A 21,540-nucleotide genomic window follows, 5' to 3' on the forward strand; every position below is an offset into this window, starting at 1 on the left:
TAGCCCCAACGTAAGGGGCATCGACTAGCGGCAAAGGAGGCGTCGGTATGAGCCTAACCGGTCGCGAAGATATCACGTGGAGCATCGGGAAGGGGCGTGAGTCCCTCGACGCAACTGCTCAGAAGCGGGGTATCTCTTTTAGCGAAGCGAGAGCCGGTAGAGGTTTGCCGGGTCTCGTTCATACGAGTCTCGGTAGAGCACATTCTCCGAGAGCTCGCATTGCATTGACCTGATTACCGTCAGGTTCCGCCCCGTCAGCGGCTTCACCTCCGCCGACAGGGTGGAGTGATGTATGTAATTCCTGCGCCGTCAGCGGCAATGGATTCGCGAACCGATACGAGCGAAAGCTCGGTGTGTCATTGTTTGGCCTCGTCAGCTGTACGGCGAGGATAGTGAACCTGCTGTACGACCAGCAGTAGCCTAAGAAGACATGCGTCACTGGTAACGGTGGGGTGTGAAGCTCTTCTGACAATGTAGCCCTCGGATGTTTCGGGCAGATCGATTCCGCGAGGAGCGATCTGGATACTCCCAGCAGCAAGGGGGTTGAGGAGCTAGGCTGGCTGATAGGGTTAACGTAAGTGAACTGCTGATAAACCTCGCAAGCACTGAGGAGCCAAAGCTGCTTGAACATTGGGCTCTAACCAAAAGGTACGTGGCTGGTTAATCCGCTCAACCGTCGGATTACGTCGTCACCTAGCCACCGGGGAAGAGGCAGAACCTACGTCAGTCGTGTGACATGCCGGGAACGTGGTAAGCCTGTATGGTTGCCAGCGCAGTCAGGCTGGCAAGCGAACCGTAAGGGACGCTGTTGATTGTGCAGGTATGGGAGGACGGACAAAGCGAAGGTCGGGCTGTAACGGTCCGGATAGGGGTTGGAACATCACCCCACGCGAAAGCGGGCAGACTTCCGTCTGGTCTACCGTCGCAAGACGGCTGACTACCCTCTGTCACTTGGTTAGATGCGGGCGCATGCGCCCGTATTGAGGAGTTTGTCCGAGATGTGAGTGCATGCGCTCATATTGAGGTGTCTGTTGTTCCCCAGCGGGGTGTGTCTTCCCCGCTGGGGGAGATGCGCCTTCTGCCGGGGATCTAATCCAAGGTAGGAGAGCAGCATGAAAGTATCTGGTCGAAAGACCGGATCTGCGCTTTCCCACGCGCCGGACAATTGGCACGCCATCGATTGGCGTCGAGTTGAGCGGAACGTGAGAGGGATGCAGATTCGAATTGCGAAGGCGACGCGGGAAGGTAACTGGCGCAGGGTGAAAGCCTTGCAACGGATGCTGACCCGCACGTTGTCCGCAAAGCTGTATGCGGTGCGACGTGTTACGCAGAACCAGGGTGCGCGAACGGCTGGAGTCGATCGCGAGCTATGGGACTCGCCTGAAAGCCGATGGCTTGCTGTCGGCAGGTTGAAGCGGCATGGATATAAGCCTCTGCCTTTACGGAGGGTCTTTATCCCCAAGGCCAATGGGAAGGAGCGCCCTCTGGGCATTCCCACCATGCGGGACAGGGCGATGCAAGCCTTGTATCTGCTGGGCTTGGAGCCGGTAGCAGAGTCGACGAGTGACCCGAACTCCTATGGGTTCAGGCTCAACCGTTCGACGGCTGATGCCATGTCTCAAATTTTCGTTGTCATGGCCCGTCGCAGTTCAGCGCAATGGGTACTTGAGGCGGATATCAAGGGATGCTTTGACCACATCAACCATAAGTGGCTGGAAAACCATGTCCCGATGGACAGCGTGATCCTCCGCAAATGGCTGAAGGCTGGCCTGATTTACAAAGGGCAGCTACAGGCGACGGAGGCCGGTACGCCGCAGGGAGGCATCATTTCCCCGACGCTGGCAAACGTGACGCTGAACGGGCTGGAACGTGAACTGATTGCGCACCTTGGTGCGAAATTTGGGATCGGGAAAGCGAAGAAGCTGAAAGTAAATGTGGTGCGATACGCGGACGACTTCGTTATCACCGGCGACTCGAAAGAGGTGCTGGAACAGGAAGTCCGGCCTTGGATAGAAGCCTTCCTTGAAACACGGGGACTGCAACTATCGGAGGAGAAAACCCGGATCGTCCGCATTGACGAAGGCTTTGATTTCCTTGGGTGGAATTTCCGTAAGTACTCGGGGACGCTACTCATCAAGCCGAGCAGGAAGAACGTGCAGACGTTCTATCGCAAGGTGGCGGATACGATCAGCGGTCACAAAGCGGTGAAGCAGGAGGAGTTAATCCGATTGCTGAATCCGATGCTACGAGGCTGGGCGCAATATCACAGCCCTGTAGTAGCCAAGCAGGCGTATAGCCGCATGGAGTCGTTGGTGTTTTACAGGCTCTGGCGGTGGTCGAAGCGGAGGCATCCAAACAAGAACGCGGAGTGGGTGAAACGGAAGTACTTTCACTCGATCGGCAATCGGCATTGGGTGTTCGCCGCTCCCGTAGTTCAAGAGGACGGCAGCAAGGGTTTGCTTGAGCTGTACCAGATCAGCGGTACGGACATCAGGCGCCACAGGAAGGTCAAAGGGGAATTCAATCCTTTTGATCCATTGTGGGAGCAGTACAGCGAGCAATTGCGGCAGGATCGCATGGAGTATTCAATGCGCTATCGCAAGCAATGGGTGGCGCTGTACAAATCACAGGGCGGGATGTGCGCGCACTGTGGTTGGGCTCTGACGAACGAGACCAGTTGGCACGACCATCATCTGGAATATCGGATGCATGGCGGGACCGACGCTCTGTCCAACAGGGTTTTGCTGCACCCCGACTGCCACCGGCAGGTACACGTTGGTAAACTTGTGGTAACTAAGCCGGCTCCGTCGTTGCACTGACGGGGCTTTGTAAAAGAAATATGTAGGCTTGAGCCGTATGCGGGGAAACTCGCACGTACGGTTCTTAGGGGGCCCCTCTTCCGCAAGGAAGGGGGGCTACCCTACCTGACGCCCACCGGTTACTCGATGCCCACCCCTTTCGCGCGCTACCTGTCTTTCATTCTGTTGGCTCTCGCGTTGGTGCTGCCTTATGCAGTTGTCAACCATACGTATCCGATTCCGACCTTTTACGCTGAATTCACCGCACTCGCGCTGTATCTGCTGACCGGCGCGGGTGTCGTGCTGCTGATCGCGAGCGCGAGGCCGCGCGTGACGTTCGCGTCGCCGGTAGTCGCGCTGGTGCCGTTGCTGTTCGGGCTGTTGCTAGTGGCGCAATCGGTGCTGTTGCCGGTCTCGCAGCCGTCGATGAACTGGCTCGGCGGCGGCTATCTGCTGGCGGCCTTCATGGCGACGCATGCCGGTTATGGGTTCACGCGGGTCAAGCTCAACGAGACCGCGCTGCGCTGGGCAGCCGGCGCGTTGATCGTCGGCGGGCTGTTTGCGGTGTTCTGCCAGGTCATCCAGCTGTTTCACCTCGAAACGCGCGTCTCGCCGCTCGTCGTTGCCTATAACGTGACGGTCGAGCGCCGGCCGTTCGGCAATATGGCTCAGGCCAATCACCTCGCCACCTATATCGCATTTGCGATGGCGGGCGCGTTGTTCCTCGTGCAGACGCGGCGAATTGCCGTCAGCATCTGGTTTCTCGTGTCGACGATTTTCGCGGTTGGCCTTGCCCTGACCGTCTCGCGGGGTCCGTGGCTGCAGATGGGCGTGATCGTGGTGGCGGGTTTCTGGATGGCGTTCGCGCAGACCCGCAATCAGCTGCAACTGCGCCGCAGCAATCGCGAGTGGATCATTCCGATCGCGCTGGCCGTGCTGTTTTTCGTGGTCAATGCGCTGATTCGCTGGGCCAATGTTCGCTATCACCTGGAGCTTGGGCAGTCCGCAGCGGAACGCTTCAAGGACGCCGGCCAGATCGCGCCGCGTCTCGCGTTGTGGAAGTACGGCTGGACGATGTTCAAGACGCATCCGTTGCTGGGTGTCGGCTGGGGTGAATTTCCGAGCTACCAGTACGAGTTCGTGAAATCGCTGGGCGCTGTCGAGATCGCTAACAATTCACACGACATCTTCATCGACCTGCTCGCGAAGACCGGCCTGATTGGTCTGGCAATCGTGCTGTCCGGTCTGATCACATGGCTCGTGCGGGTGGTGCGCGCTCCGCAAAGCTCAGCGCGCGTGTTCGGCATTGCGCTGATCGGTGTGCTGGTCATGCACGCGCTGGTCGAATATCCGCAGCAATACATGTTCTTCCTGTTGCCGGCCATGTTCGTGTTTGGCCTGCTGGAAACCCGGTCGCTGCGCCTCGTGCCGGCACGCGTGTCGTTCGGCGCGTTTGCCGTGGTGGTGTTCGGCGGACTGGCGGCGCTGTATCCGGTGTATCGCGATTACGCGCGCGCCGAGGTGCTGTACTACGGCTCGCGTCCCGCCGACCAGTATCGAGCCGACCCGTCGTTCCTGTTCCAGGCATGGGGCGGCTATGGCATGGCGACGCTTTTGCCGATGAATTCGATGGATTTGCAACACAAGCTCGCCATGCATAGGCAGGCGATCGCGCTGCTGCCGGGCGAAACGGTATTGCGACGCTATGCGGTGCTGCAGGCGTTGAGCGGCGATCAGGCGGCAGCGTTCGACACCGTCGAACGCCTGAAGATCTTTGCGATGGAACTGAAGGACTGGCCGTCGCAACTGGGCTATCTCTACCAGCTCTGCGACGAGCAGAAGACGTTGACTGGTTTCAAGGCGGAACTGGTCAAGCGCTACGGTATGCCGCCGGGCGACGTGAATGAAGACGACGATAGTGACGAGGATTGAGCCGCTGCGTTCGTTTCAAAGCTTCAAAGCTTCACAGCATTAGAGGTCGAGCGGGGCGATGACGCGCACGTCATCATCCCGCCACCCAATCCCCCGACTTCCCGCCATGCTTCTCCAGCGCGCGCACGTCAGTGATCGTCATCCCGCGATCCGCCGCCTCGCACATGTCTGAATCCTCAGTCGTCGCCTCGCGTGACGGCCTTGTTACGTGTTCCGACGCCGACGCGGGCGAGATTCAATGCCATGTTCCGTCAGTAGCTTGCGAAGACGATGGTTCTCGACAAACAGCCCGATAATCACCACCGTCATGATGATCGCACCCGACCATTCTCCGGTGTACCGGTAGAACGTCCATGCACCGAGTGCACAGGCGACAGCAGCCAGCAGCAATGCTATACGGTCGAGAATCCAGTTCATACTGTCGCCGCCCTTTGCTTCGCTGTTGTCACGCGATTGCGGAAAGCGTAGCTCATCCGCGCCGGAGAACCGGCGATCATGACTTCCGGGTGGCGTTGCAAGAATGTCAGCATAACTGGGGAAATGCGCATGCCGTTGCTAGCCGCCCATCGACTTACGGTCGGCGCGACTTGGGCGCTTGTTGCGCAGACCGATGATGAGTTTGCGGCAACGATCAGGCTGCCAATCACCGCACCTGTATAAGCCGCTGCCGTGATCCCGGCTATTGCGGCGAGAATTTCCAGCCCTGTCGTTGCACCAATCATTTCCGCCACCGTTGCACCAGGACCAAGTTTGGCCAGTGCATTCAGCATCGCCGACAAGTTAGTCATAGCTGTGGTGTAGGTCGAGAACAGACTGTCGGGGGCCGGCAGGTTCAGTGCCGCCATGTTGTTCTGAAACGCATCTTTGAAGCTAGGGCAAGAAACCGGCATGTTCGAAACCCGCTCGATTGATCAGCTGATTTTAACTGACAAATCAGTGGTAGCAGATTGCTCTTTCAACGATATGCGCCTTGCATTCAATGATTGGGTAAAAAATGATTTGCATCGCATGTTGCATTTTCACTGCTGATTTTAGCAGGGTGGATGAAGAAGAGGTTATAAAATTGCATGGCGTCAATAACAGCCAGAACGAAACCTGACTGCAATTCGAACCAGCTTCGGGCACCCACCATGAAAATAAAATCCATGGCCGTTTGTTGTTTATACCTGATCTCCACCACTGCGTTTGCACGAGGCAGCGGCTTGGGTGGCGGGCACAGTAGTTACCATTCAAGTAGCGGCGGTGAACACTACTTCGCGGATACATACGTAGCAATGGCACTTACGTTGCCGGACATCACCAAACCAACCCGAACGGGACAAAATACGACAATTGGTCGTCGAAAGGGAGTGTGAATCCCTACACTGGGAAGCAAGGAACCGTCGATCCGTCAAAGTGACTTCTGATCACTGCGAACGTCGTCGCTCGGGCCGGTTCGCGGCTTCCTTTCTCTGAGAGGTCTACGGAGACGGATATTTTCTCGGATACTTGTTATCGGCCGCACTTCGCAAAACCAAATGGACAGCCTACGAATTTCCTTAAAGAATCGACCGCGTCGAATTCGCGACGGGGAAGTGGCGATTGTGTTGCCTAAACGATTGGTCGAAAAAGACGACGAAATCGCTTTGGGTGCTCGCCTTGTCTGCAATCGCCGTCTCTTTGGGGCTTGCTACAGAGGGATAGTGCCGAACTTCTATGATTCGATAGGGCGAGACGGCGGTGTGATGGTCAGTAGGTTTGTTCGCTCAAACAGTGTTCTCCCAGCGATGTCCTTTCCGGGCGACATAGATTTACTAGTCGTCCCTTACGAGAATGATGAACTGGTTGTGTCCGAAACCTTGGCAATTGAACTGAAGGCTGTTCGTGCCAAATTTGCTAAGCAAGGAAAGTCCCCAAATGAATATGGTTTTTCTCAAGCCAAGGCGTTGCTGTCTCACGGATTCCCTTATTCCGCAGTCGTTCACCTTATTACGTCCGACGCCAGCCCCGAAGATAACTGGCGAAAAATTCTAGTTACGAGAGTGATCGATGCCAATTCCGGCACCGTAGAAGACCCATGGGAGACTTCAGTCGATCTGTTACCCGCTAATCTGATTGACCGATGTTTTGGCCGGCTTCGCGCCAATTGCGATGACGACAAACTGGGACTTGCGGCTGTTTATATCAAACATGACGAAATGTGGTCGCCATCAACCCCGTCCTGCGAGAAAGAATCTCCATATTGCGTCTGCAACTCTAGAAGCAATCGCCGCTTGCTATGAAAAAAGCTTTCAGCGGTTTATGGATATTCCTAGATATTGAGTTCTCTATTTTCAGGGGCGCGCCGCCGACAATAGCCGTCAACTCCCCGCCACCCAATCCCCCGACTTCCCGCCGTGCTTCTCCAGCACTTTCACGTCAGTAATCGTCATCCCACGATCCACCGCCTTGCACATGTCGTACACCGTCAGCAGCCCGACCTGCACGGCAGTCAGCGCTTCCATCTCCACGCCCGTTCGCCCAAGCGTTTCGACCTGAACCGTGCAATGCACGCCCGGCAGCGTTTCATCGAGTTCGAAATCCACCTTCACGCGCGTCAGCGCGAGCGGATGACAGAGCGGGATCAGATCGGCGGTGCGCTTCGAACCTTGAATCGCGGCGATTCGCGCGATACCGATCACGTCGCCTTTCTTGGCGTTGCCGTCGCGGATCAGGGCGAACGTCTCCGGCAGCATGCGAATCGAGCCGCGCGCAACCGCAATGCGCTTGGTCTCCTGCTTGCCGCCGACGTCCACCATATGCGCGTGGCCGGCGGCGTCGAAATGAGTGAGTTCAGGCATGGTTGGGCTCCTTCAAAGGGCGCCTATCATAGCAGCGGCGCAGCCCGGCGGCGGCAGCAGCGCGTTTGTGCGGGCCGATGCGCAAGGGCGTCATCGGCGACACTCATGTGGATTATGCCGCGCAGCGAGCGGTTGGGAGCGCCAGGTCCACGCCAGTCACCGTGACGTGAATCACCCGAACTCGCGTGACGACTGATTACAATCGTTCTATGCCCGCTAACTTAGTCCGAGCGGCGGGCTTCGTTTTTCGACCTCGTCATATCGACCTCGTGATGCGTCCGAAACGGTTCCTTGCTGCGTTGCTGTCTGTCGCGCTGGCGACGGCGCCGGGCGCGTCTGCGCAATCTCAGGGTGTGTCGGGCTTGGCGCCCAGCACGCTATCCGCCGAGCCGCCGCTGGTCAGCGGCCCGGCCGATGTCTACGGCGATCCGCTCATTCCGTCCGATATCGCGCAAGGCGTGTTCGGCGTGTACGGCGGGGCGCAGAGCCGCTTGTCCGGCAATTCCGGTGCGAACACCAACTGGCGGGCGCCGATCGTCACGCAGCAATTGCCCGATCTCGGCAACGGTGGTTCAGGCTCGCTCACGCCGCAGGCTGAACGCAAGCTCGGCGAGCGCGTGATGCGTGAACTGCGCCGCGACCCCGACTATCTCGACGACTGGCTGGTGCGCGACTACCTGAACTCGGTCGCCGCGAAACTTGCCGCGGCGGCGAGCGCGCTCTACATCGGCGGGTATCGTCCGGACTTCGATCTGTTCGCGGTGCGCGACACGCAGATCAACGCCTTCTCGCTGCCGGGCGGCTTTATCGGCGTGAACACCGGCCTCATTGTGGCGACGCAGACCGAATCCGAACTCGCGTCGGTGTTGGGCCACGAAATGGGACACGTCTTGCAGCGCCATATTTCGCGCATGATCACGGCCGGCGAACGCAGCACCTACGCGGCGCTCGCCGGCCTCTTGTTCGGCGTGCTCGCCGGCGTGCTCGCGCATAGTGGCGATCTGGGCAGCGCGATCGCGATCGGCGGTCAGGCGTATGCGGTCGACAACCAGTTGCGTTTCTCGCGTTCCGCCGAACACGAGGCGGATCGCGTCGGCTTTCTGCTGCTCGCCGGCGCCGGCTACGATCCCTACGCGATGACGACCTTCTTCGGCCGCCTCGATCGCGCCGCAATGAGCGACACCGGCGTGCCGGCCTACGCGCGGACTCATCCGCTGACCGGCGAACGGATCGCCGACATGGAAGACCGTGCGCGCCGCGCGCCTTACCGGCAACCGCATCAATCGGCCGAGTACGGTTTTGTGCGCGCTCGCTCGCGTTTGCTGCAAGACCAGTCGCGCAGCGAGTACGGGGATGAGATTTCGCGCTTGCGCTCCGAGATCGAGGACCGCACGGCGGTCAACGTGGCGGCGAACTGGTATGGCATTGCGTATGGGCAGATGCTGCTCGAGCGTTACGACGACGCGCTGGCGTCATTGGCGTCGTGTCGCGCCACGTTCGCGGCAGGCGAGCGGGCCGAGGGCGGAGTTGCGCGGAGTTCGCCGAGCCTCGACGTGTTGGCCGCCGACATCGCGCGGCGTGCCGGGCGCGACGACGAGGCCGCTCGTCTGGCCGAGTTCGCGCAGAAACGCTGGCCGCAGTCGAACGCCGCGATCGACATGCATATCCGCACCTTGCTGACGTTGCACCGCTTTGCCGATGCCCAGGCGCTCGCGCAGAAAGAGACGCGGGCCCAGCCCGATCAGCCTGCCTGGTGGCTGTATCTCGCGCAGGCCAGTGCCGGCACGGGCGATGCGTTGACGCGGCATCGCGCGATGGCTGAGAAGTTCGCGCTCGAAGGCGCGTGGCCTTCGGCGATCCGCCAACTGAAGGACGCGCGCGATCTGAAGGCGATTGGCTACTACGACCTCGCAACCGTCGACGCGCGACTGCATGAGATGGAAAGCCGCTATAAGGAGGAGCGGCTGGACGAAAAGAGTTAGGTCTCGCTTGAGCTTCGCCGCGTTGATCCGGCCTCGCTCGCAGGAATCAGCTGCGGCGCGAGCCGGTAGGGTGCTTAAGCGGCTGAGGCGGCCGGACTCGGCACGAACCCGAAGTGCCCGGCAACATCGCCCCGCCTTACAGCCTGCAACGGCAACACGACCTGATTGTTCCAGCGAAACTCGCCGCTCATCGAGTCGTCCGCCAACGTTGCATGATCGGAGAACACCTCTAGATCATGATCGTGCAAGACCGCGACTTTCGGTGGCGCTGAGCCGTCGGTGAACAGAATCCCGCCTTCTTCATCCACGAACACGGCTGCGGGCTCGAAAGCGCCGCCGGCCTGATCCTGCAATGCGAGCGCGCCGCCGGCATCGGCCGACAACCTCACCACCCACGGCGTATAGCCCAGTTCGACATATACGCGCTGCGGGCCATTCTGGAAGAACCACTGCCCTTGCTCGTCGGCGTCGTAATTCCGGTTGATGAACCCGAGCAACGCTTCGTGGCGAATCGGCGTGCCGGGCGTTCCGCTTGCCTGGGCGGCCTCGTCGCGCATGCGCCAGTTGCCGCGCCTATCCAGCATCAGCCACCCGGTGCAACTCGGTACGTTTGGCCACTTGGCCAAGGCCTGCTTGACGATGTCATCCATGATCGAGGTGCCGCTCCAGATAGCCGAACACGCGCCGCGACAGCCAGTCGATGCGGCCCGGGAACGGCCCGGTCATAAAGCCGGCGTGGCCGCCGTGCCTGGGTTGGTCGAGTTCCACCGCCGCCGACACTTCATGCCGCGACGGCAATGCTTCAGCCGGCAGGAACGGGTCGTTGCGCGCATTCAGCACCAGCGTCGGCACCTGAATATGCGGCAGCAACGGGCGCGTGGTCGCCGTGCTCCAGTACTCATCGGTATTGCGAAAGCCGTGCAGCGGCGCGGTCACCACGTTGTCGAACTCGTACATGGTGCGGCTCGCCAGCATTGCGTCACGGTCGAACAGGCCCGGAAACTGGACCAGCTTCTGCTCGGCCTTCTGCTTGAGCGTTTTCAGGAAGCTGCGCGTGTAGACGAGCCCGAAGCCCTGCGACAACGCGCGGCCGCCGGCATGCACGTCGATGGGCGTCGAAATCGCCGCGGCGGCTGAGATCACCGACGCCGCGTCTTCGCGCCGCTCACCGAGCCAGCGCAGCAGCACATTGCCGCCAAGCGACACGCCGGCCGCAACGACCGGCCCGCGATGCGCGGCGCGCAAACGCCGCAGAATCCAGTCGACTTCGTTGCTGTCGGCGAGATGGTAGAAGCGCGGCATCCGGTTCAGCGGTCCGCTGCAACTGCGAAAGTGCGGCACGACGCCGTGCCAGCCGCACTCGCGCGCGGCCGCCATCAACGAGGCGGCGTAGTGCGAACCCGAACTGCCTTCCAGACCGTGAAACAGCACGAAGAGCGGGGCGGTGTCGGCGGGAACCCGACGCGCAGCACCGGGCGCGAGCGCTGATCGGGCCTGCGCGTCGTGCTCCACCCAGTCGAGATCGATGAAGTCGCCGTCGGGCGTGTCCCAGCGCTCGCGTCGAAACGAGACCGCGGGGCGGCGTGCGAACAATGACGGGACGATAGTCTGCGCGTGCCGGTTCGGCAGCCAGAGCGGCGCACGGTAGAGCAGCTCGACGGTGGCCTCGACCGCGGCGTCAACGGCAGCCTCGACCGCGGCCGCGGCGCGCGCGGTGCCGGAAGAAGCGGATTTGTCGTGCGCCGTTCCCGAATTGCGCGAGGGGACTTCCGTCGGTGCCGGGGACTGCCTGCGGGGCGTGCTCATACCTGCTTCAAAACGCAAAAAGTAAAACGCGCGGCGCGCGTCAGTGCAGCGACCCCTGGCCATGCCGCATTTTCGTGGCGAACTGGCTGGCGGCCTCATTGGGCATAGGACTCGCGTGAATATGCGCGATGCGCCATTCGCCGCGTTCGTGGACCATCACGTAAGTGGTGAACACCATGGCCGGCGTGGCCTTCGGATCGGCCGGGCGGTGCGCTTCGGCAATCGCGTAGACCACGGTGCCGAGGCTGTCGTAGACGCGGATGTCGAGCGGTTCGATGGAAACGGGCGCGGCTTCGAGCTGGACCTGCAAGCCGGCGCGAATGCTGTCGAGGCCGTGCAGGTGGGAACCGTCGGCGCAGATGCAACTGACGAACTCTTCATCGATCCACAGACCCATCAAGCTGTCGATATTCACCTCGGCGACGGCCTGGTAATAGGCGTTCAGCGTATCGGCGGCGGCTTCGAAGATATGGGCAAAACGTGGCATGGCTCGTCAGTCTCTTGTGCGCGGCGCGCGGTTGCAAGGCAGCGGTCAGCGGGACAGCCCGGAACCGGACAATCGCACCCGAGCGCCAGAATGCCCGCGCCGCAAGGCGCGAACATGACGCGACGCGCTCAGGGGCGTGCGGTGTTGCGTGCAAGTATCAGCGGCGTTTAGCGTTGCGCCAGCAACATGCCGCGCAAATCGCCAAATACCTGCTCGGCGCTCAACTGCTTCAGGCAGTTCAGATGACCGAGCGGACACTCGCGCTCAAAACAGGGGCTGCATTCGAGATGAAGCCATTGTACCTTCGCAAGCTCGGACAAGGGCGGCGTGTGGCGCGGATCGGTCGAACCGTACACGGCTACCAGCGGCCGGCGCAGCGCGGCGGCCACGTGCATCAGCCCGGAGTCGTTGGTGACGACCGCATTGGCGCGCGAAATCAGCGCGCATGCTTCGCCCAGCGCGGTCTGGCCGCACAGGTTGCGCACGTTAGGCGCTTTCTCGGCGATAGCCTGCGCGAGCGGCGCATCTTTCGGCGAACCGAGCGCGACGATCTGCGTGTAGGGGAACGACTGACCCACCATCTGCGCAAGCGCCGCGAAGTGCTCGGGCGGCCAGCGCTTGGCGGGGCCGTATTCGGCGCCCGGACAGAACACCAGCAGCGGCACGCGCGTATCCAGATTGAAGCGCGCCGAGACGCGCGACGCTTCGTTCAGGTCCGCGTCGAGGCGCGGCATCGGCAGGTCGTCGGGCAACTTGGCGCCGGGCGCGTAGGCGAGGGCGGCGTACTGGCCCACCATGGGCGGGCGCTCGTCCTTGCGCGGATTCGCGTGGCGCACGTTCAACAGGCCATAGCGGCTTTCGCCGGTGTAGCCGATGCGCAGCCTGATCCCCGCCATCCACGGAATCAGCGCCGACTTGAGCGAGTTCGGCAGCACGTAGGCGGCGTCGTAGCCCACGTCGCGCAGGTCGCTCGCCAACTGCCAGCGGCGCAGCATTTGCAGCTTGCCGTGCGCGAGATCGGTGGCGTAGACGTCGCGGATTTCCGGCATGCGTTCGAGGACAGGCGCGACCCACGAGGGCGCGACCGCGTCGATGACGATGCGCGGATGCAATTTAACGAGGCGCGCAAACAGCGGCTGCGCCATCAATGCGTCACCGATCCAGTTCGGTGCGATAACCAACGCGCGACGCATCAGAATGAGTGTCCGGTGTCGAAACGAAGCCCCGCGCGAATTGTGCGCGTGGCATTCGGATAGGTAAAAAGGGAAAGGCCGCGACCCGCGTGGCGCGCGTCCGGCATGCCCGGAAGCACCGCGGAGGCGGCCCTGCTGTGGCGCGCCTGCTTTCGGCCCGCGCCGCGCGTTCGCGCCGGCGTGGTCACCGCCGGTTGCATGACCGGCACTGGCCCGTCGAACCACGAACCAGACCGTGACACGTGCAGCCGGTTACGAAGCGAACCCCGCAGCGCAATCGCGCCACACCGCCTGCCACCTCGCCCGCAATAAAGCGGGCGCTCGGCCTGGCAAGCGGCGCCACAAGCAATCAATGCTCAGTGCGCCGTGTTCAATGACCCCTGACCACTTCGCCGTCGCGCAGCTTGTAACGCGTGCTGCAGTACGGGCACTTGGCTTCGCCGTGCGTGACGTCGATAAAGACGCGCGGATGGGCGCTCCAGCGCGGCATGGCCGGGTTCGGGCAGTAAGCCGGCAGGTCTTTTGCCGACAGTTCGACCAGCGGCATTTCCTTGATTTCGCTCATGAGGGATTCTCGTTGTATGCAGGGGGCGTGCGTTGCGCCGGTTCACACCGGCGCCGCGCGCGTTAAATCTTGGTGAGCCAGTGCGCGTACTTGTCGCTCTTGCCGTTCACGATGTCGAAGAAGCCCGATTGCAGCTTTTCGGTGATCGGCCCGCGTGCGCCCGAGCCGATCGTGCGGTTGTCGAGTTCGCGGATCGGCGTGACTTCGGCGGCGGTGCCGGTGAAGAACGCTTCGTCGCAGGTATAGACTTCGTCGCGCGTGATGCGCTTTTCGATCACCTGAATGCCCGCGTCGCGCGCCAGCGTAATGACCGTGTCGCGCGTGATGCCGTCGAGGCACGACGCCAGGTCGGGCGTGTACAGCTTGCCGTTGTTCACGAGGAAGAAGTTCTCGCCTGAGCCTTCCGACACGTAGCCGTCCACGTCGAGCAGCAGCGCTTCGTCGTAACCGTCGGCGATGGCTTCCTGGTTGGCGAGGATCGAGTTCACGTACCAGCCCGACGCCTTGGCGCGGACCATCGACACGTTCACGTGATGGCGCGTGAACGACGAGGTCTTCACGCGAATGCCCTTGGCGATGCCGTCTTCACCGAGGTACGCGCCCCACGGCCAGGCCGCGATCGCCACGTGGATGGTGTTGCCCTTGGCCGAGACGCCGAGCTTTTCCGAACCGACCCAGATGATCGGGCGCAGATAGCAGGACTCGAGCTTGTTTTCGCGAACCACTTCGCATTGCGCGGCGGCGAGCGTTGCGTGGTCGAACGGCACGTCCATCTGGAAGATCTTGGCCGAGTTCAGCAGACGCTTGGTGTGTTCCTGCAGCCGGAATATCGCGGTGCTGCCGTCTACCGTCTTGTAGGCGCGTACGCCCTCGAAGACGCCCATGCCGTAATGCAGCGTATGGGTGAGCACGTGGATCTTGGCATCGCGCCAGTCGATGAGCTTGCCATCCATCCAGATCTTGCCGTCACGGTCGGCCATTGACATACGATTCTCCAGCAGGTGCGTTGTTAGGCGTAGCTATGGCAGGTATCGCCAAGACCAGCATTTTAGCGTCTTTTGCACACGGAACGGGCATTTGGGCACATTCCGGACGCTATAATCCAGCGCACGCATAAATCAAATCCGGATGCGCCAGCGGGTGCTTGACGACCTGGCGCCGACTTCCCTTCATTGCGACGCCTTTGGCGCCCGCGTTTCGCTTCATGCTCGCTCGCCTGTCAGAAACAGATCGCCGTGCCTTCCGCCAGGGCGCGCGCGACTATTCGCCCACGCTGATGGCGATTTTCTCCTGGGGCCTCGTCACCGGCATTGCCATGAGCAAGTCGGTGCTGACGCTGCCGCAGGCGCTCACCATGTCGCTGCTGTGCTATGCCGGTTCGTCGCAACTGGCGGTGCTGCCGCTGCTCGCCGCCAAGCTGCCGGTCTGGACCGTGCTGCTCACCGCGGCGATGGTGAATACGCGTTTCGTGATCTTCAGCGTCGGTCTGGCGCCGCATTTTTCCTATCTGTCGATGTGGCGGCGCATTGTGCTCGGCTATTTCAACGGCGACGTGATCTACCTGCTGTTCCAGAAGAAAAGCTTTCCGACCGGCTATGTGCCCGGCAAGGAGGCGTACTACTGGGGCATGGCGCTGTGCAGTTGGCTGTCGTGGCAGGTGTCGTCGATCGCCGGGATTCTGCTGGCGAGCCTGATTCCGGACAACTGGGGCCTCGCGCTCGCGGGCACGCTGGCGTTGCTGCCCATCATGGTGTCGGCGATCGCGACGCGCTCCACGCTGGTCGCGGTCACGATTGCCGGCGTGGTGTCGCTGCTCGCGTTCGACCTGCCGTACCGGCTCGCGCTGCCGCTCGCGGTGATCGCGGCGATCGTCGCGGGCAGCGCCGCCGACCTGATGGTCGAGCGCGCGGACCTGCGCCGCATCCGCAACAACGCCGGAGGTTCCCGATGACGTCCACGCAGATCTGGCTGGCCATTTTCGGCATGACCTTCGTCACCGCCGTGACACGCGCGATGTTTCTAATCGGCGGCGAGCGCACCGTTTTGCCGGCGCGCGTTCAGCGCATGCTGCGCTATGCGCCGGCCGCGGCCTTGGCCGCCGTGGTGTTGCCGGATGTGCTGGCCACGCCCGACGGCCTGTCTTTCGCGCTGTCGAACCATGAGTTCTACGCCACGCTGGCGGGTCTCGCGTGGTTTTTGTGGCGGCGCACCATGCTCGGCACGATTGTCGTCGGAATGGTCGTCTTCACCTTATTGCGCCTCTTCATGTAGCTGGCGAGGCAGGAAATGTTGCGTCGCGGCATGCGCGTCGCATCCTTCAAATACGGGACATTCGCCGAGGTGCGGGTCAGAAGGCAGTGTGGATCAGTTAAAATGGTCGTTTCCGGGATAACCGCGCCGCTGCAAGGCGCGCGAAGCCGCGGCCCAGCCGCCGGCACCCGACTCAGTGGAGCCGCTACCGTGCCTGAGCGCTGGAGTTCGCCGCGTTCGAGTGCCGCGCGCCGTCCGCCAACGCCTTTCCATCAACTCGCACACACACGCCCATGAACAAGGTATTGCGTCTCTCCGATCTGATCGCCGAAGGCAAGCTATCCGGCAAACGCGTGTTCATCCGCGCCGATCTGAACGTGCCGCAGGACGATCAAGGCAACATCACCGAAGACACCCGTATCCGCGCCTCCGTGCCGGCGATCAAGGCAGCGCTCGACGCAGGCGCCGCCGTGATGGTCACGTCGCACCTGGGCCGCCCGACCGAAGGCGACTTCAAGCCGGAAGATTCGCTCGCGCCGGTCGCCAGGCGTCTGGCCGAACTGCTCGGCCGTGACGTGCCGCTGGTGGCGAACTGGGTCGAAAACGGCGTGAACGTCGCGCCGGGCTCGGTCGTGCTGCTGGAAAACTGCCGCGTCAACAAGGGCGAAAAGAAAGATTCCGACGAGCTCGCGCAAAAAATGGCGAAGCTCTGTGATATCTACGTGAACGACGCATTCGGCACGGCGCACCGCGCCGAAGCCACTACCCATGGCATCGCCAAGTACGCGCCCGTCGCATGTGCCGGCCCGCTGCTCGCGGCCGAACTCGAAGCGCTCGGCAAGGCGCTCGGCGCGCCGAAGCGTCCGCTGGTGGCGATCGTGGCCGGCTCGAAAGTGTCGACCAAGCTGACCATTCTGAAGTCGCTCGCCGACAAGGTCGATCAGCTGATCGTGGGCGGCGGCATCGCCAACACGTTCATGCTGGCCGCGGGCCTGAAGATCGGCAAGTCGCTCGCCGAAGCCGATCTGGTGAACGAAGCCAAAGCCATCATCGACGCCGCGAAAGCCCGCGGCGCCTCCGTGCCGATCCCGACCGACGTGGTCACGGCCAAGGAGTTTTCGCCGACCGCCAAGGCCGAAGTCAAGGCAGTCGCCGACGTTCAGGACGACGACCTGATCCTCGACATCGGGCCGGAAACGGCCAAGGTGCTCGCCGCGCAACTGGAAAAGGCCGGCACGATCGTGTGGAACGGTCCGGTCGGCGTGTTCGAATTCGACCAGTTCGGCAACGGCACGAAGACGCTGGCGGACGCCATCGCCAAATCGGCGGCGTTTTCGATTGCCGGCGGCGGCGATACGCTCGCTGCGATCGCCAAGTACGGCATCCACGACAAGGTCAGCTATATCTCGACAGGCGGCGGCGCTTTCCTCGAGTTCCTCGAAGGCAAGAAGCTGCCGGCGGTCGAAGTTCTGGAATCGCGGGCTTAACGTGGCGACGCGCTCCCCAACGGCAAAGTCTGCAAAAGCGCGCGGCGGCAAGCCGCGCAATCTCGCGGCAGAATCGGCAGGGGAGCGCGCGGCGCGCTCCGCGGCCACGCCGGCAGCGCTCGAGTCCGCGGTTGATGCCGCGGTCGGTTCAGCTAGCCAGCAGCAGGAAGTATCCCGGGCGTCCCTCGCGTTCGCGGAGTTGACCACTGTCAGTGAGGCAGCGGAATTGTCCAGCGCAGATGCTGGAGAGACCGCCTCGCCGTCCGCAGAACTCCCCGACGAAGAACTCGTCCCCCCACCAGCGCGCCCCGTGCTGGTCTCGAATACCGCTTCACCCCATAAAGCGACGCTGGTTTCAACCGGCGCGCAGCCCCCGGCAGCATCCTTCGGTGCGCAGCCTCCGCATCCGACTCGCAGCGCTCTTTCCAGCGATCTCACCCAGACGAGGAGACTCATGCATCGCGCCACCAAGATTGTCGCTACCATCGGACCGGCTTCCAATACGCCGGAAATCCTGCTGCAAATGATTCAGGCAGGGTTGGACGTGGTGCGGCTCAATTTCTCGCACGGCACCGCCGACGACCACCGCCAGCGCGCCGAATTCGTGCGCGAGGCGGCCCGCCAGGCCGGCCGCGAAGTCGCCATCATGGCGGACCTGCAAGGCCCGAAGATCCGGGTCGGCAAATTTGAAAACGGCAAGATCATGTTGGTCGCCGGCGAGCCGTTCGTGCTCGACGCGGACTGCGAACTCGGCAACGAGCAACGCGCCGGTCTCGACTACAAGGACCTGCCGCGCGACCTGAAACCGGGCGACGTGCTGTTGCTCAACGACGGCCTGATCGTGCTGGACGTCTCGCGTGTGATCGGCAACGAGATCCACACGGTCGTCAAGATCGGCGGTGAGCTGTCGAACAACAAAGGCATCAACCGCCAGGGCGGCGGCCTGTCCGCTCCCGCGCTGACCGCCAAGGACATGGAAGACATTCGCACCGCCATGTCGCTCAGCGTCGATTATGTCGCGGTATCGTTCCCGAAGAACGCCACCGACATGGAAATGGCCCGCCAGCTGGCGAACATCGCCGGCGCGCCGTTCGGCATCAAGCCGAAGATGATCGCCAAAATCGAGCGTGCGGAAGCCATTCCGGCGCTGCAAGGGATTCTCGACGCATCAGACGGCATCATGGTGGCGCGCGGCGATCTGGCCGTGGAAGTGGGGAATGCCGCAGTTCCGGCGCTGCAAAAGCGCATGATTCGTATGGCACGCGAATCGAACAAGTTCGTGATCACCGCCACGCAGATGATGGAGTCGATGATCCACGCGCCGGTGCCGACCCGCGCCGAAGTGTCGGACGTCGCGAATGCCGTGCTGGACGGCACGGACGCGGTGATGCTGTCGGCGGAATCGGCGGCGGGCAAGTATCCGGTGCAGACCATCGAGACCATGGCGGCGATCTGTATCGAAGCCGAGAAGTCGGAGCAGTCGGAGCTGGACAAGGATTTCCTCGACCGCACGTTCACGCGGATCGACCAGTCGATCGCCATGGGCGCGCTCTTCACCGCGTTTCATCTGGGTGCGAAGGCGATCGTGGCGTTGACGGAATCCGGTTCGACCGCGCTGTGGATGTCGCGTCACTCGACCCACGTGCCGATCTTCGCGCTCACGCCGCGCGTCGGCAGCGAACGGGCCATGGCGCTGTATCGCAACGTGACGTCGCTGCACCTGGACACCAACACCGACCGCGACACTGCGTTGCAGCAGGCGTTGGAAACCGTGGTGAGCAAGGGTTACGCGTCGCGCGGCGATATGGTGGTGCTGACTGTCGGCGAGCCGATGGGGCAAGCCGGCGGTACGAATACGCTGAAGATCGTACGGGTGGGCGAGCCGTATTGATCGGATCGACCCCCATGGCTCGATCGGCACGCAGTTGATTGGGCGAAGCAGGCTGCCATGCCCCGCGAGAGGCGGCGCACCGGCTCCAATCGCGCGTTGCAGCGGGTAGGACCGCTCCGCGCTTTAGGGAAGGTGTGAACGGGTATGCGGCTTGCTTCGCGATAAAATCGCCCAAAAGATGCCGACGGCACAAGAATTCGTTTCAATCTAAGGAGTTAAGCATGCCTCTCGTATCAATGCGTCAACTGCTGGACCATGCCGCTGAAAATGGCTACGGCCTGCCGGCATTCAACGTGAACAACCTTGAGCAGGTGCAGGCGATCATGGCGGCGGCCGACAAGGTCAACGCACCGGTCATCATGCAGGCATCGGCCGGCGCGCGTAAGTACGCGGGCGAGGCGTTCCTGCGCCACCTGATCGAAGCCGCGGTCGAATCGTATCCGCATATTCCGGTCGTGATGCACCAGGATCACGGCCAGTCGCCGGCGGTCTGCATGGCTGCAATCCGCAGCGGCTTCACCAGCGTGATGATGGACGGTTCGCTCGAAGCCGACGGCAAGACAGTCGCATCGTACGAGTACAACGTCGAGGTGTCGCGCAAGGTCGTGGAAGCGGCGCATTCGATCGGTATCACGGTGGAAGCGGAACTGGGCGTGCTCGGTTCGCTGGAAACCATGAAGGGCGACAAGGAAGACGGCCACGGCGCGGAAGGCACGATGACGCGCGAGCAACTGTTGACCGATCCGGAGCAGGCAGCCGACTTCGTCAAGCTGACCCAGTGCGACGCGCTGGCTATCGCGATCGGTACGTCGCACGGCGCGTACAAATTCAGCAAAAAGCCCACGGGCGACATTCTGTCGATCCAGCGCATCAAGGAAATTCACCAGCGCATTCCGAACACGCACCTGGTCATGCACGGTTCGTCGTCGGTGCCGCAGGAATTGCTGGCTGAAATCCGCGAATTCGGCGGCGACATGAAGGAAACCTACGGCGTGCCGGTCGAGGAAATCCAGGAAGGCATCAAGAACGGCGTGCGCAAGGTCAATATCGACACCGACCTGCGTCTGGCGATCACCGGCGCGATCCGCCGCTACATGGCGACCAACCCGGGCAAGTTCGATCCGCGCGACTACCTGAAGCCGGCGCGCGAAGCGGCGATGAAGATATGTATCGAGCGCTACACGCAATTCGGCTGTGAAGGCCAGGCCGGCAAGATCAAGCCGGTCACGCTTGATAAAATCGCGGAGAAGTACAAATCGGGCGAGCTCGCGCAAGTCGTCCGCTAAGCTATCACTATGTCTGCGCCTGGCCGTTTGGCCAGGTTGTCGTTAGATCGCCGTTCCCGCATCATCCGGGGAACGGCGTTTCCCTTTTGTTCCGGTCACACTTTTTGCCTCACTTTTAGCGAACCACGACGATGTCTACCCTCTACGAATCCACGCTCCGCTCGCTGCCGTTGCTCGGCCGCGGTAAAGTCCGCGACAACTATGCGGTGGGCAACGACCAGTTGCTGATCGTCACGACCGACCGTCTGTCGGCGTTCGACGTCATCATGGGCGAGCCGATTCCGAATAAGGGCCGCGTGCTCAACGAAATGGCGAACTTCTGGTTCGAAAAACTCAAGCACGTGGTGCCGAACCACCTCACGGGCGTCGCGCCCGAATCCGTGGTGGCGGCAGACGAAGTCGAGCAGGTCAAGGGCCGCGCGGTGGTGGTGAAGCGCCTCGAGCCGATCCTCGTCGAAGCCGTGGTGCGCGGCTATCTGGCCGGCAGCGGCTGGAAAGACTACCAGGCAACCGGTTCGGTGTGCGGCGTCGAACTGCCGCCGGGTCTGCAGAACGCGCAGAAGCTGCCCGAGCCGATTTTCACGCCGGCGGCCAAGGCCGAAATGGGCCACCACGACGAAAACATCACATACGACGAGATGGAGCGCCGCATCGGCACCGAACTGTCGGCCACGATCCGCGACATCTCGATCAAGCTGTACAAGGAAGCCGCTGATTACGCGGCCACGCGCGGCATCATCATCGCGGATACGAAGTTCGAGTTCGGTCTGGACAACCACGGCAAGCTGTACCTGATGGACGAGGCGCTGACCGCGGATTCGTCGCGTTTCTGGCCGGCGGACCAGTACCAGGTCGGCACCAACCCGCCGTCGTTCGACAAGCAGTTCGTGCGTGACTGGCTCGAAACCCAGCCGTGGAAGAAAGAGCCGCCGGCGCCCAAGCTGCCGGACGAGGTGGTCACGAAGACGGGCGAGAAGTATCAGGAAGCGCTCGAGCGCCTGACCGGACATAAGCTCGCCTGATTACGCGCACCGCCTGGATTTG

20 protein-coding genes and 1 pseudogene are annotated in these 21,540 nt (G+C 62.0%); 10 read left to right on the plus strand and 11 right to left on the minus strand.

Annotated features, from left to right (window positions below; genetic code table 11):
• Positions 1 to 1,112: 1,112 nt before the first annotated feature.
• Together ltrA and P0D71_RS09205 are read left to right on the plus strand one after the other, a co-directional pair.
• On the plus strand, positions 1,113 to 2,819 hold the full coding sequence (gene ltrA, locus P0D71_RS09200; protein WP_408479776.1) for a group II intron reverse transcriptase/maturase: 1,707 nt from the start codon (positions 1,113 to 1,115) through the stop codon (positions 2,817 to 2,819).
• A 126-nt stretch (positions 2,820 to 2,945) separates the two neighbouring features.
• The gene (locus P0D71_RS09205; RefSeq protein ID WP_091801032.1) at positions 2,946 to 4,730 is read left to right on the plus strand and encodes a PglL family O-oligosaccharyltransferase; all 1,785 of its coding nucleotides are present in this window, start codon (positions 2,946 to 2,948) and stop codon (positions 4,728 to 4,730) included.
• Between the two features lie 73 nt (positions 4,731 to 4,803).
• Here P0D71_RS09205 and moaC (P0D71_RS09210) read toward each other — a convergent pair.
• The 4 genes and pseudogenes from moaC (P0D71_RS09210) to P0D71_RS09225 all read right to left on the minus strand — a co-directional run.
• Positions 4,804 to 4,899, minus strand: a pseudogene (gene moaC / locus P0D71_RS09210) (cyclic pyranopterin monophosphate synthase MoaC); the annotation flags it as partial.
• A gap of 35 nt (positions 4,900 to 4,934) precedes the next feature.
• Positions 4,935 to 5,147, minus strand: coding sequence for a hypothetical protein (locus tag P0D71_RS09215; RefSeq protein ID WP_091799351.1), 213 nt, complete (start codon positions 5,145 to 5,147; stop codon positions 4,935 to 4,937).
• On the minus strand, positions 5,144 to 5,620 hold the full coding sequence (locus P0D71_RS09220; protein WP_408479777.1) for a hypothetical protein: 477 nt from the start codon (positions 5,618 to 5,620) through the stop codon (positions 5,144 to 5,146). Before P0D71_RS09220 ends, P0D71_RS09215 begins: the two co-directional genes overlap by 4 nt.
• An 86-nt stretch (positions 5,621 to 5,706) precedes the next feature.
• Positions 5,707 to 5,877: a hypothetical protein gene (locus P0D71_RS09225; protein WP_408479778.1), complete on the minus strand. Its 171-nt coding sequence runs from the start codon at positions 5,875 to 5,877 to the stop codon at positions 5,707 to 5,709.
• A gap of 370 nt (positions 5,878 to 6,247) precedes the next feature.
• On the opposite strand from P0D71_RS09225, the gene P0D71_RS09230 reads away from it, so the two are divergent.
• Positions 6,248 to 6,991: a hypothetical protein gene (locus P0D71_RS09230; protein ID WP_408479779.1), complete on the plus strand. Its 744-nt coding sequence runs from the start codon at positions 6,248 to 6,250 to the stop codon at positions 6,989 to 6,991.
• Positions 6,992 to 7,069: 78 nt separating this feature from the next.
• Here P0D71_RS09230 and moaC (P0D71_RS09235) read toward each other — a convergent pair whose 3' ends face one another.
• Positions 7,070 to 7,549, minus strand: a complete 480-nt coding sequence (moaC, locus tag P0D71_RS09235; RefSeq protein WP_408479780.1) for a cyclic pyranopterin monophosphate synthase MoaC — start codon at positions 7,547 to 7,549, stop codon at positions 7,070 to 7,072.
• 272 nt (positions 7,550 to 7,821) lie between these two features.
• Between moaC (P0D71_RS09235) and P0D71_RS09240 the strand changes: the two genes are divergently transcribed.
• Entirely contained in the window at positions 7,822 to 9,531 is a 1,710-nt protein-coding gene (locus tag P0D71_RS09240) for a M48 family metalloprotease (RefSeq protein WP_408479781.1), read from the plus strand.
• Between the two features lie 74 nt (positions 9,532 to 9,605).
• On the opposite strand, the gene P0D71_RS09245 is transcribed toward P0D71_RS09240, so the two are convergent.
• The 6 genes from P0D71_RS09245 to P0D71_RS09270 form a co-directional block, all read right to left on the minus strand.
• Entirely contained in the window at positions 9,606 to 10,181 is a 576-nt protein-coding gene (locus tag P0D71_RS09245; protein ID WP_091799367.1) for a DUF2946 family protein, read from the minus strand.
• On the minus strand, positions 10,174 to 11,337 hold the full coding sequence (locus P0D71_RS09250) for a YheT family hydrolase (protein ID WP_408479782.1): 1,164 nt from the start codon (positions 11,335 to 11,337) through the stop codon (positions 10,174 to 10,176). Before P0D71_RS09250 ends, P0D71_RS09245 begins: the two co-directional genes overlap by 8 nt.
• 40 nt (positions 11,338 to 11,377) lie before the next feature.
• Positions 11,378 to 11,824, minus strand: coding sequence for a nuclear transport factor 2 family protein (locus P0D71_RS09255; RefSeq protein ID WP_091799370.1), 447 nt, complete (start codon positions 11,822 to 11,824; stop codon positions 11,378 to 11,380).
• Between the two features lie 167 nt (positions 11,825 to 11,991).
• Positions 11,992 to 13,017: a lipopolysaccharide heptosyltransferase II gene (waaF, locus tag P0D71_RS09260; RefSeq protein ID WP_091799373.1), complete on the minus strand. Its 1,026-nt coding sequence runs from the start codon at positions 13,015 to 13,017 to the stop codon at positions 11,992 to 11,994.
• Positions 13,018 to 13,387: 370 nt separating this feature from the next.
• Positions 13,388 to 13,582, minus strand: coding sequence for a zinc-finger domain-containing protein (locus P0D71_RS09265; RefSeq protein WP_042321180.1), 195 nt, complete (start codon positions 13,580 to 13,582; stop codon positions 13,388 to 13,390).
• 62 nt (positions 13,583 to 13,644) lie between these two features.
• Entirely contained in the window at positions 13,645 to 14,568 is a 924-nt protein-coding gene (locus P0D71_RS09270; RefSeq protein WP_408186551.1) for a branched-chain amino acid transaminase, read from the minus strand.
• A 218-nt stretch (positions 14,569 to 14,786) separates the two neighbouring features.
• Between P0D71_RS09270 and P0D71_RS09275 the strand changes: the two genes are divergently transcribed.
• From P0D71_RS09275 to P0D71_RS09300, 6 genes are all read left to right on the plus strand, one after another.
• The gene (locus P0D71_RS09275; protein ID WP_408479783.1) at positions 14,787 to 15,533 is read left to right on the plus strand and encodes an AzlC family ABC transporter permease; all 747 of its coding nucleotides are present in this window, start codon (positions 14,787 to 14,789) and stop codon (positions 15,531 to 15,533) included.
• On the plus strand, positions 15,530 to 15,853 hold the full coding sequence (locus P0D71_RS09280; protein ID WP_091799378.1) for an AzlD domain-containing protein: 324 nt from the start codon (positions 15,530 to 15,532) through the stop codon (positions 15,851 to 15,853). The genes P0D71_RS09275 and P0D71_RS09280 overlap by 4 nt, the downstream gene beginning before the upstream one ends.
• 272 nt (positions 15,854 to 16,125) lie before the next feature.
• On the plus strand, positions 16,126 to 17,319 hold the full coding sequence (locus P0D71_RS09285; RefSeq protein WP_408186550.1) for a phosphoglycerate kinase: 1,194 nt from the start codon (positions 16,126 to 16,128) through the stop codon (positions 17,317 to 17,319).
• Between the two features lie 454 nt (positions 17,320 to 17,773).
• Positions 17,774 to 19,210 carry a pyruvate kinase gene (gene pyk, locus P0D71_RS09290; RefSeq protein ID WP_091799384.1) on the plus strand — a complete coding sequence of 479 codons (1,437 nt, stop codon included), beginning with the start codon at positions 17,774 to 17,776 and terminating at the stop codon, positions 19,208 to 19,210.
• A gap of 221 nt (positions 19,211 to 19,431) precedes the next feature.
• Positions 19,432 to 20,496 carry a class II fructose-bisphosphate aldolase gene (gene fba / locus P0D71_RS09295; protein ID WP_091799387.1) on the plus strand — a complete coding sequence of 355 codons (1,065 nt, stop codon included), beginning with the start codon at positions 19,432 to 19,434 and terminating at the stop codon, positions 20,494 to 20,496.
• Between the two features lie 131 nt (positions 20,497 to 20,627).
• Positions 20,628 to 21,518: a phosphoribosylaminoimidazolesuccinocarboxamide synthase gene (locus tag P0D71_RS09300; protein ID WP_091799390.1), complete on the plus strand. Its 891-nt coding sequence runs from the start codon at positions 20,628 to 20,630 to the stop codon at positions 21,516 to 21,518.
• The last annotated feature ends 22 nt before the right edge of the window (positions 21,519 to 21,540 follow it).

The organism is Paraburkholderia sp. RL17-383-BIF-A, from assembly GCF_046028015.1.
Classification (GTDB): Bacteria; Pseudomonadota; Gammaproteobacteria; order Burkholderiales; family Burkholderiaceae; genus Paraburkholderia.

Excerpts from the sequence above, each read along its gene's own strand:
- ltrA (WP_408479776.1), top strand. The coding sequence starts at position 1,113 with ATGAAAGTATCTGGTCGAAAGACCGGATCTGCGCTTTCCCACGCGCCG.
- P0D71_RS09280 (WP_091799378.1), top strand. The coding sequence starts at position 15,530 with ATGACGTCCACGCAGATCTGGCTGGCCATTTTCGGCATGACCTTCGTC.
- P0D71_RS09220 (WP_408479777.1), bottom strand. The coding sequence starts at position 5,620 with ATGCCGGTTTCTTGCCCTAGCTTCAAAGATGCGTTTCAGAACAACATG.
- P0D71_RS09270 (WP_408186551.1), bottom strand. The coding sequence starts at position 14,568 with ATGTCAATGGCCGACCGTGACGGCAAGATCTGGATGGATGGCAAGCTC.
- P0D71_RS09240 (WP_408479781.1), top strand. The coding sequence starts at position 7,822 with ATGCGTCCGAAACGGTTCCTTGCTGCGTTGCTGTCTGTCGCGCTGGCG.
- P0D71_RS09215 (WP_091799351.1), bottom strand. The coding sequence starts at position 5,147 with ATGAACTGGATTCTCGACCGTATAGCATTGCTGCTGGCTGCTGTCGCC.
- P0D71_RS09230 (WP_408479779.1), top strand. The coding sequence starts at position 6,248 with ATGGACAGCCTACGAATTTCCTTAAAGAATCGACCGCGTCGAATTCGC.
- P0D71_RS09300 (WP_091799390.1), top strand. The coding sequence starts at position 20,628 with ATGTCTACCCTCTACGAATCCACGCTCCGCTCGCTGCCGTTGCTCGGC.
- P0D71_RS09265 (WP_042321180.1), bottom strand. The coding sequence starts at position 13,582 with ATGAGCGAAATCAAGGAAATGCCGCTGGTCGAACTGTCGGCAAAAGAC.
- pyk (WP_091799384.1), top strand. The coding sequence starts at position 17,774 with ATGCATCGCGCCACCAAGATTGTCGCTACCATCGGACCGGCTTCCAAT.
- P0D71_RS09225 (WP_408479778.1), bottom strand. The coding sequence starts at position 5,877 with ATGGATTTTATTTTCATGGTGGGTGCCCGAAGCTGGTTCGAATTGCAG.
- P0D71_RS09285 (WP_408186550.1), top strand. The coding sequence starts at position 16,126 with ATGAACAAGGTATTGCGTCTCTCCGATCTGATCGCCGAAGGCAAGCTA.
- P0D71_RS09205 (WP_091801032.1), top strand. The coding sequence starts at position 2,946 with ATGCCCACCCCTTTCGCGCGCTACCTGTCTTTCATTCTGTTGGCTCTC.
- fba (WP_091799387.1), top strand. The coding sequence starts at position 19,432 with ATGCCTCTCGTATCAATGCGTCAACTGCTGGACCATGCCGCTGAAAAT.
- P0D71_RS09245 (WP_091799367.1), bottom strand. The coding sequence starts at position 10,181 with ATGGATGACATCGTCAAGCAGGCCTTGGCCAAGTGGCCAAACGTACCG.
- P0D71_RS09255 (WP_091799370.1), bottom strand. The coding sequence starts at position 11,824 with ATGCCACGTTTTGCCCATATCTTCGAAGCCGCCGCCGATACGCTGAAC.
- P0D71_RS09275 (WP_408479783.1), top strand. The coding sequence starts at position 14,787 with ATGCTCGCTCGCCTGTCAGAAACAGATCGCCGTGCCTTCCGCCAGGGC.
- waaF (WP_091799373.1), bottom strand. The coding sequence starts at position 13,017 with ATGCGTCGCGCGTTGGTTATCGCACCGAACTGGATCGGTGACGCATTG.
- moaC (WP_408479780.1), bottom strand. The coding sequence starts at position 7,549 with ATGCCTGAACTCACTCATTTCGACGCCGCCGGCCACGCGCATATGGTG.
- P0D71_RS09250 (WP_408479782.1), bottom strand. The coding sequence starts at position 11,337 with ATGAGCACGCCCCGCAGGCAGTCCCCGGCACCGACGGAAGTCCCCTCG.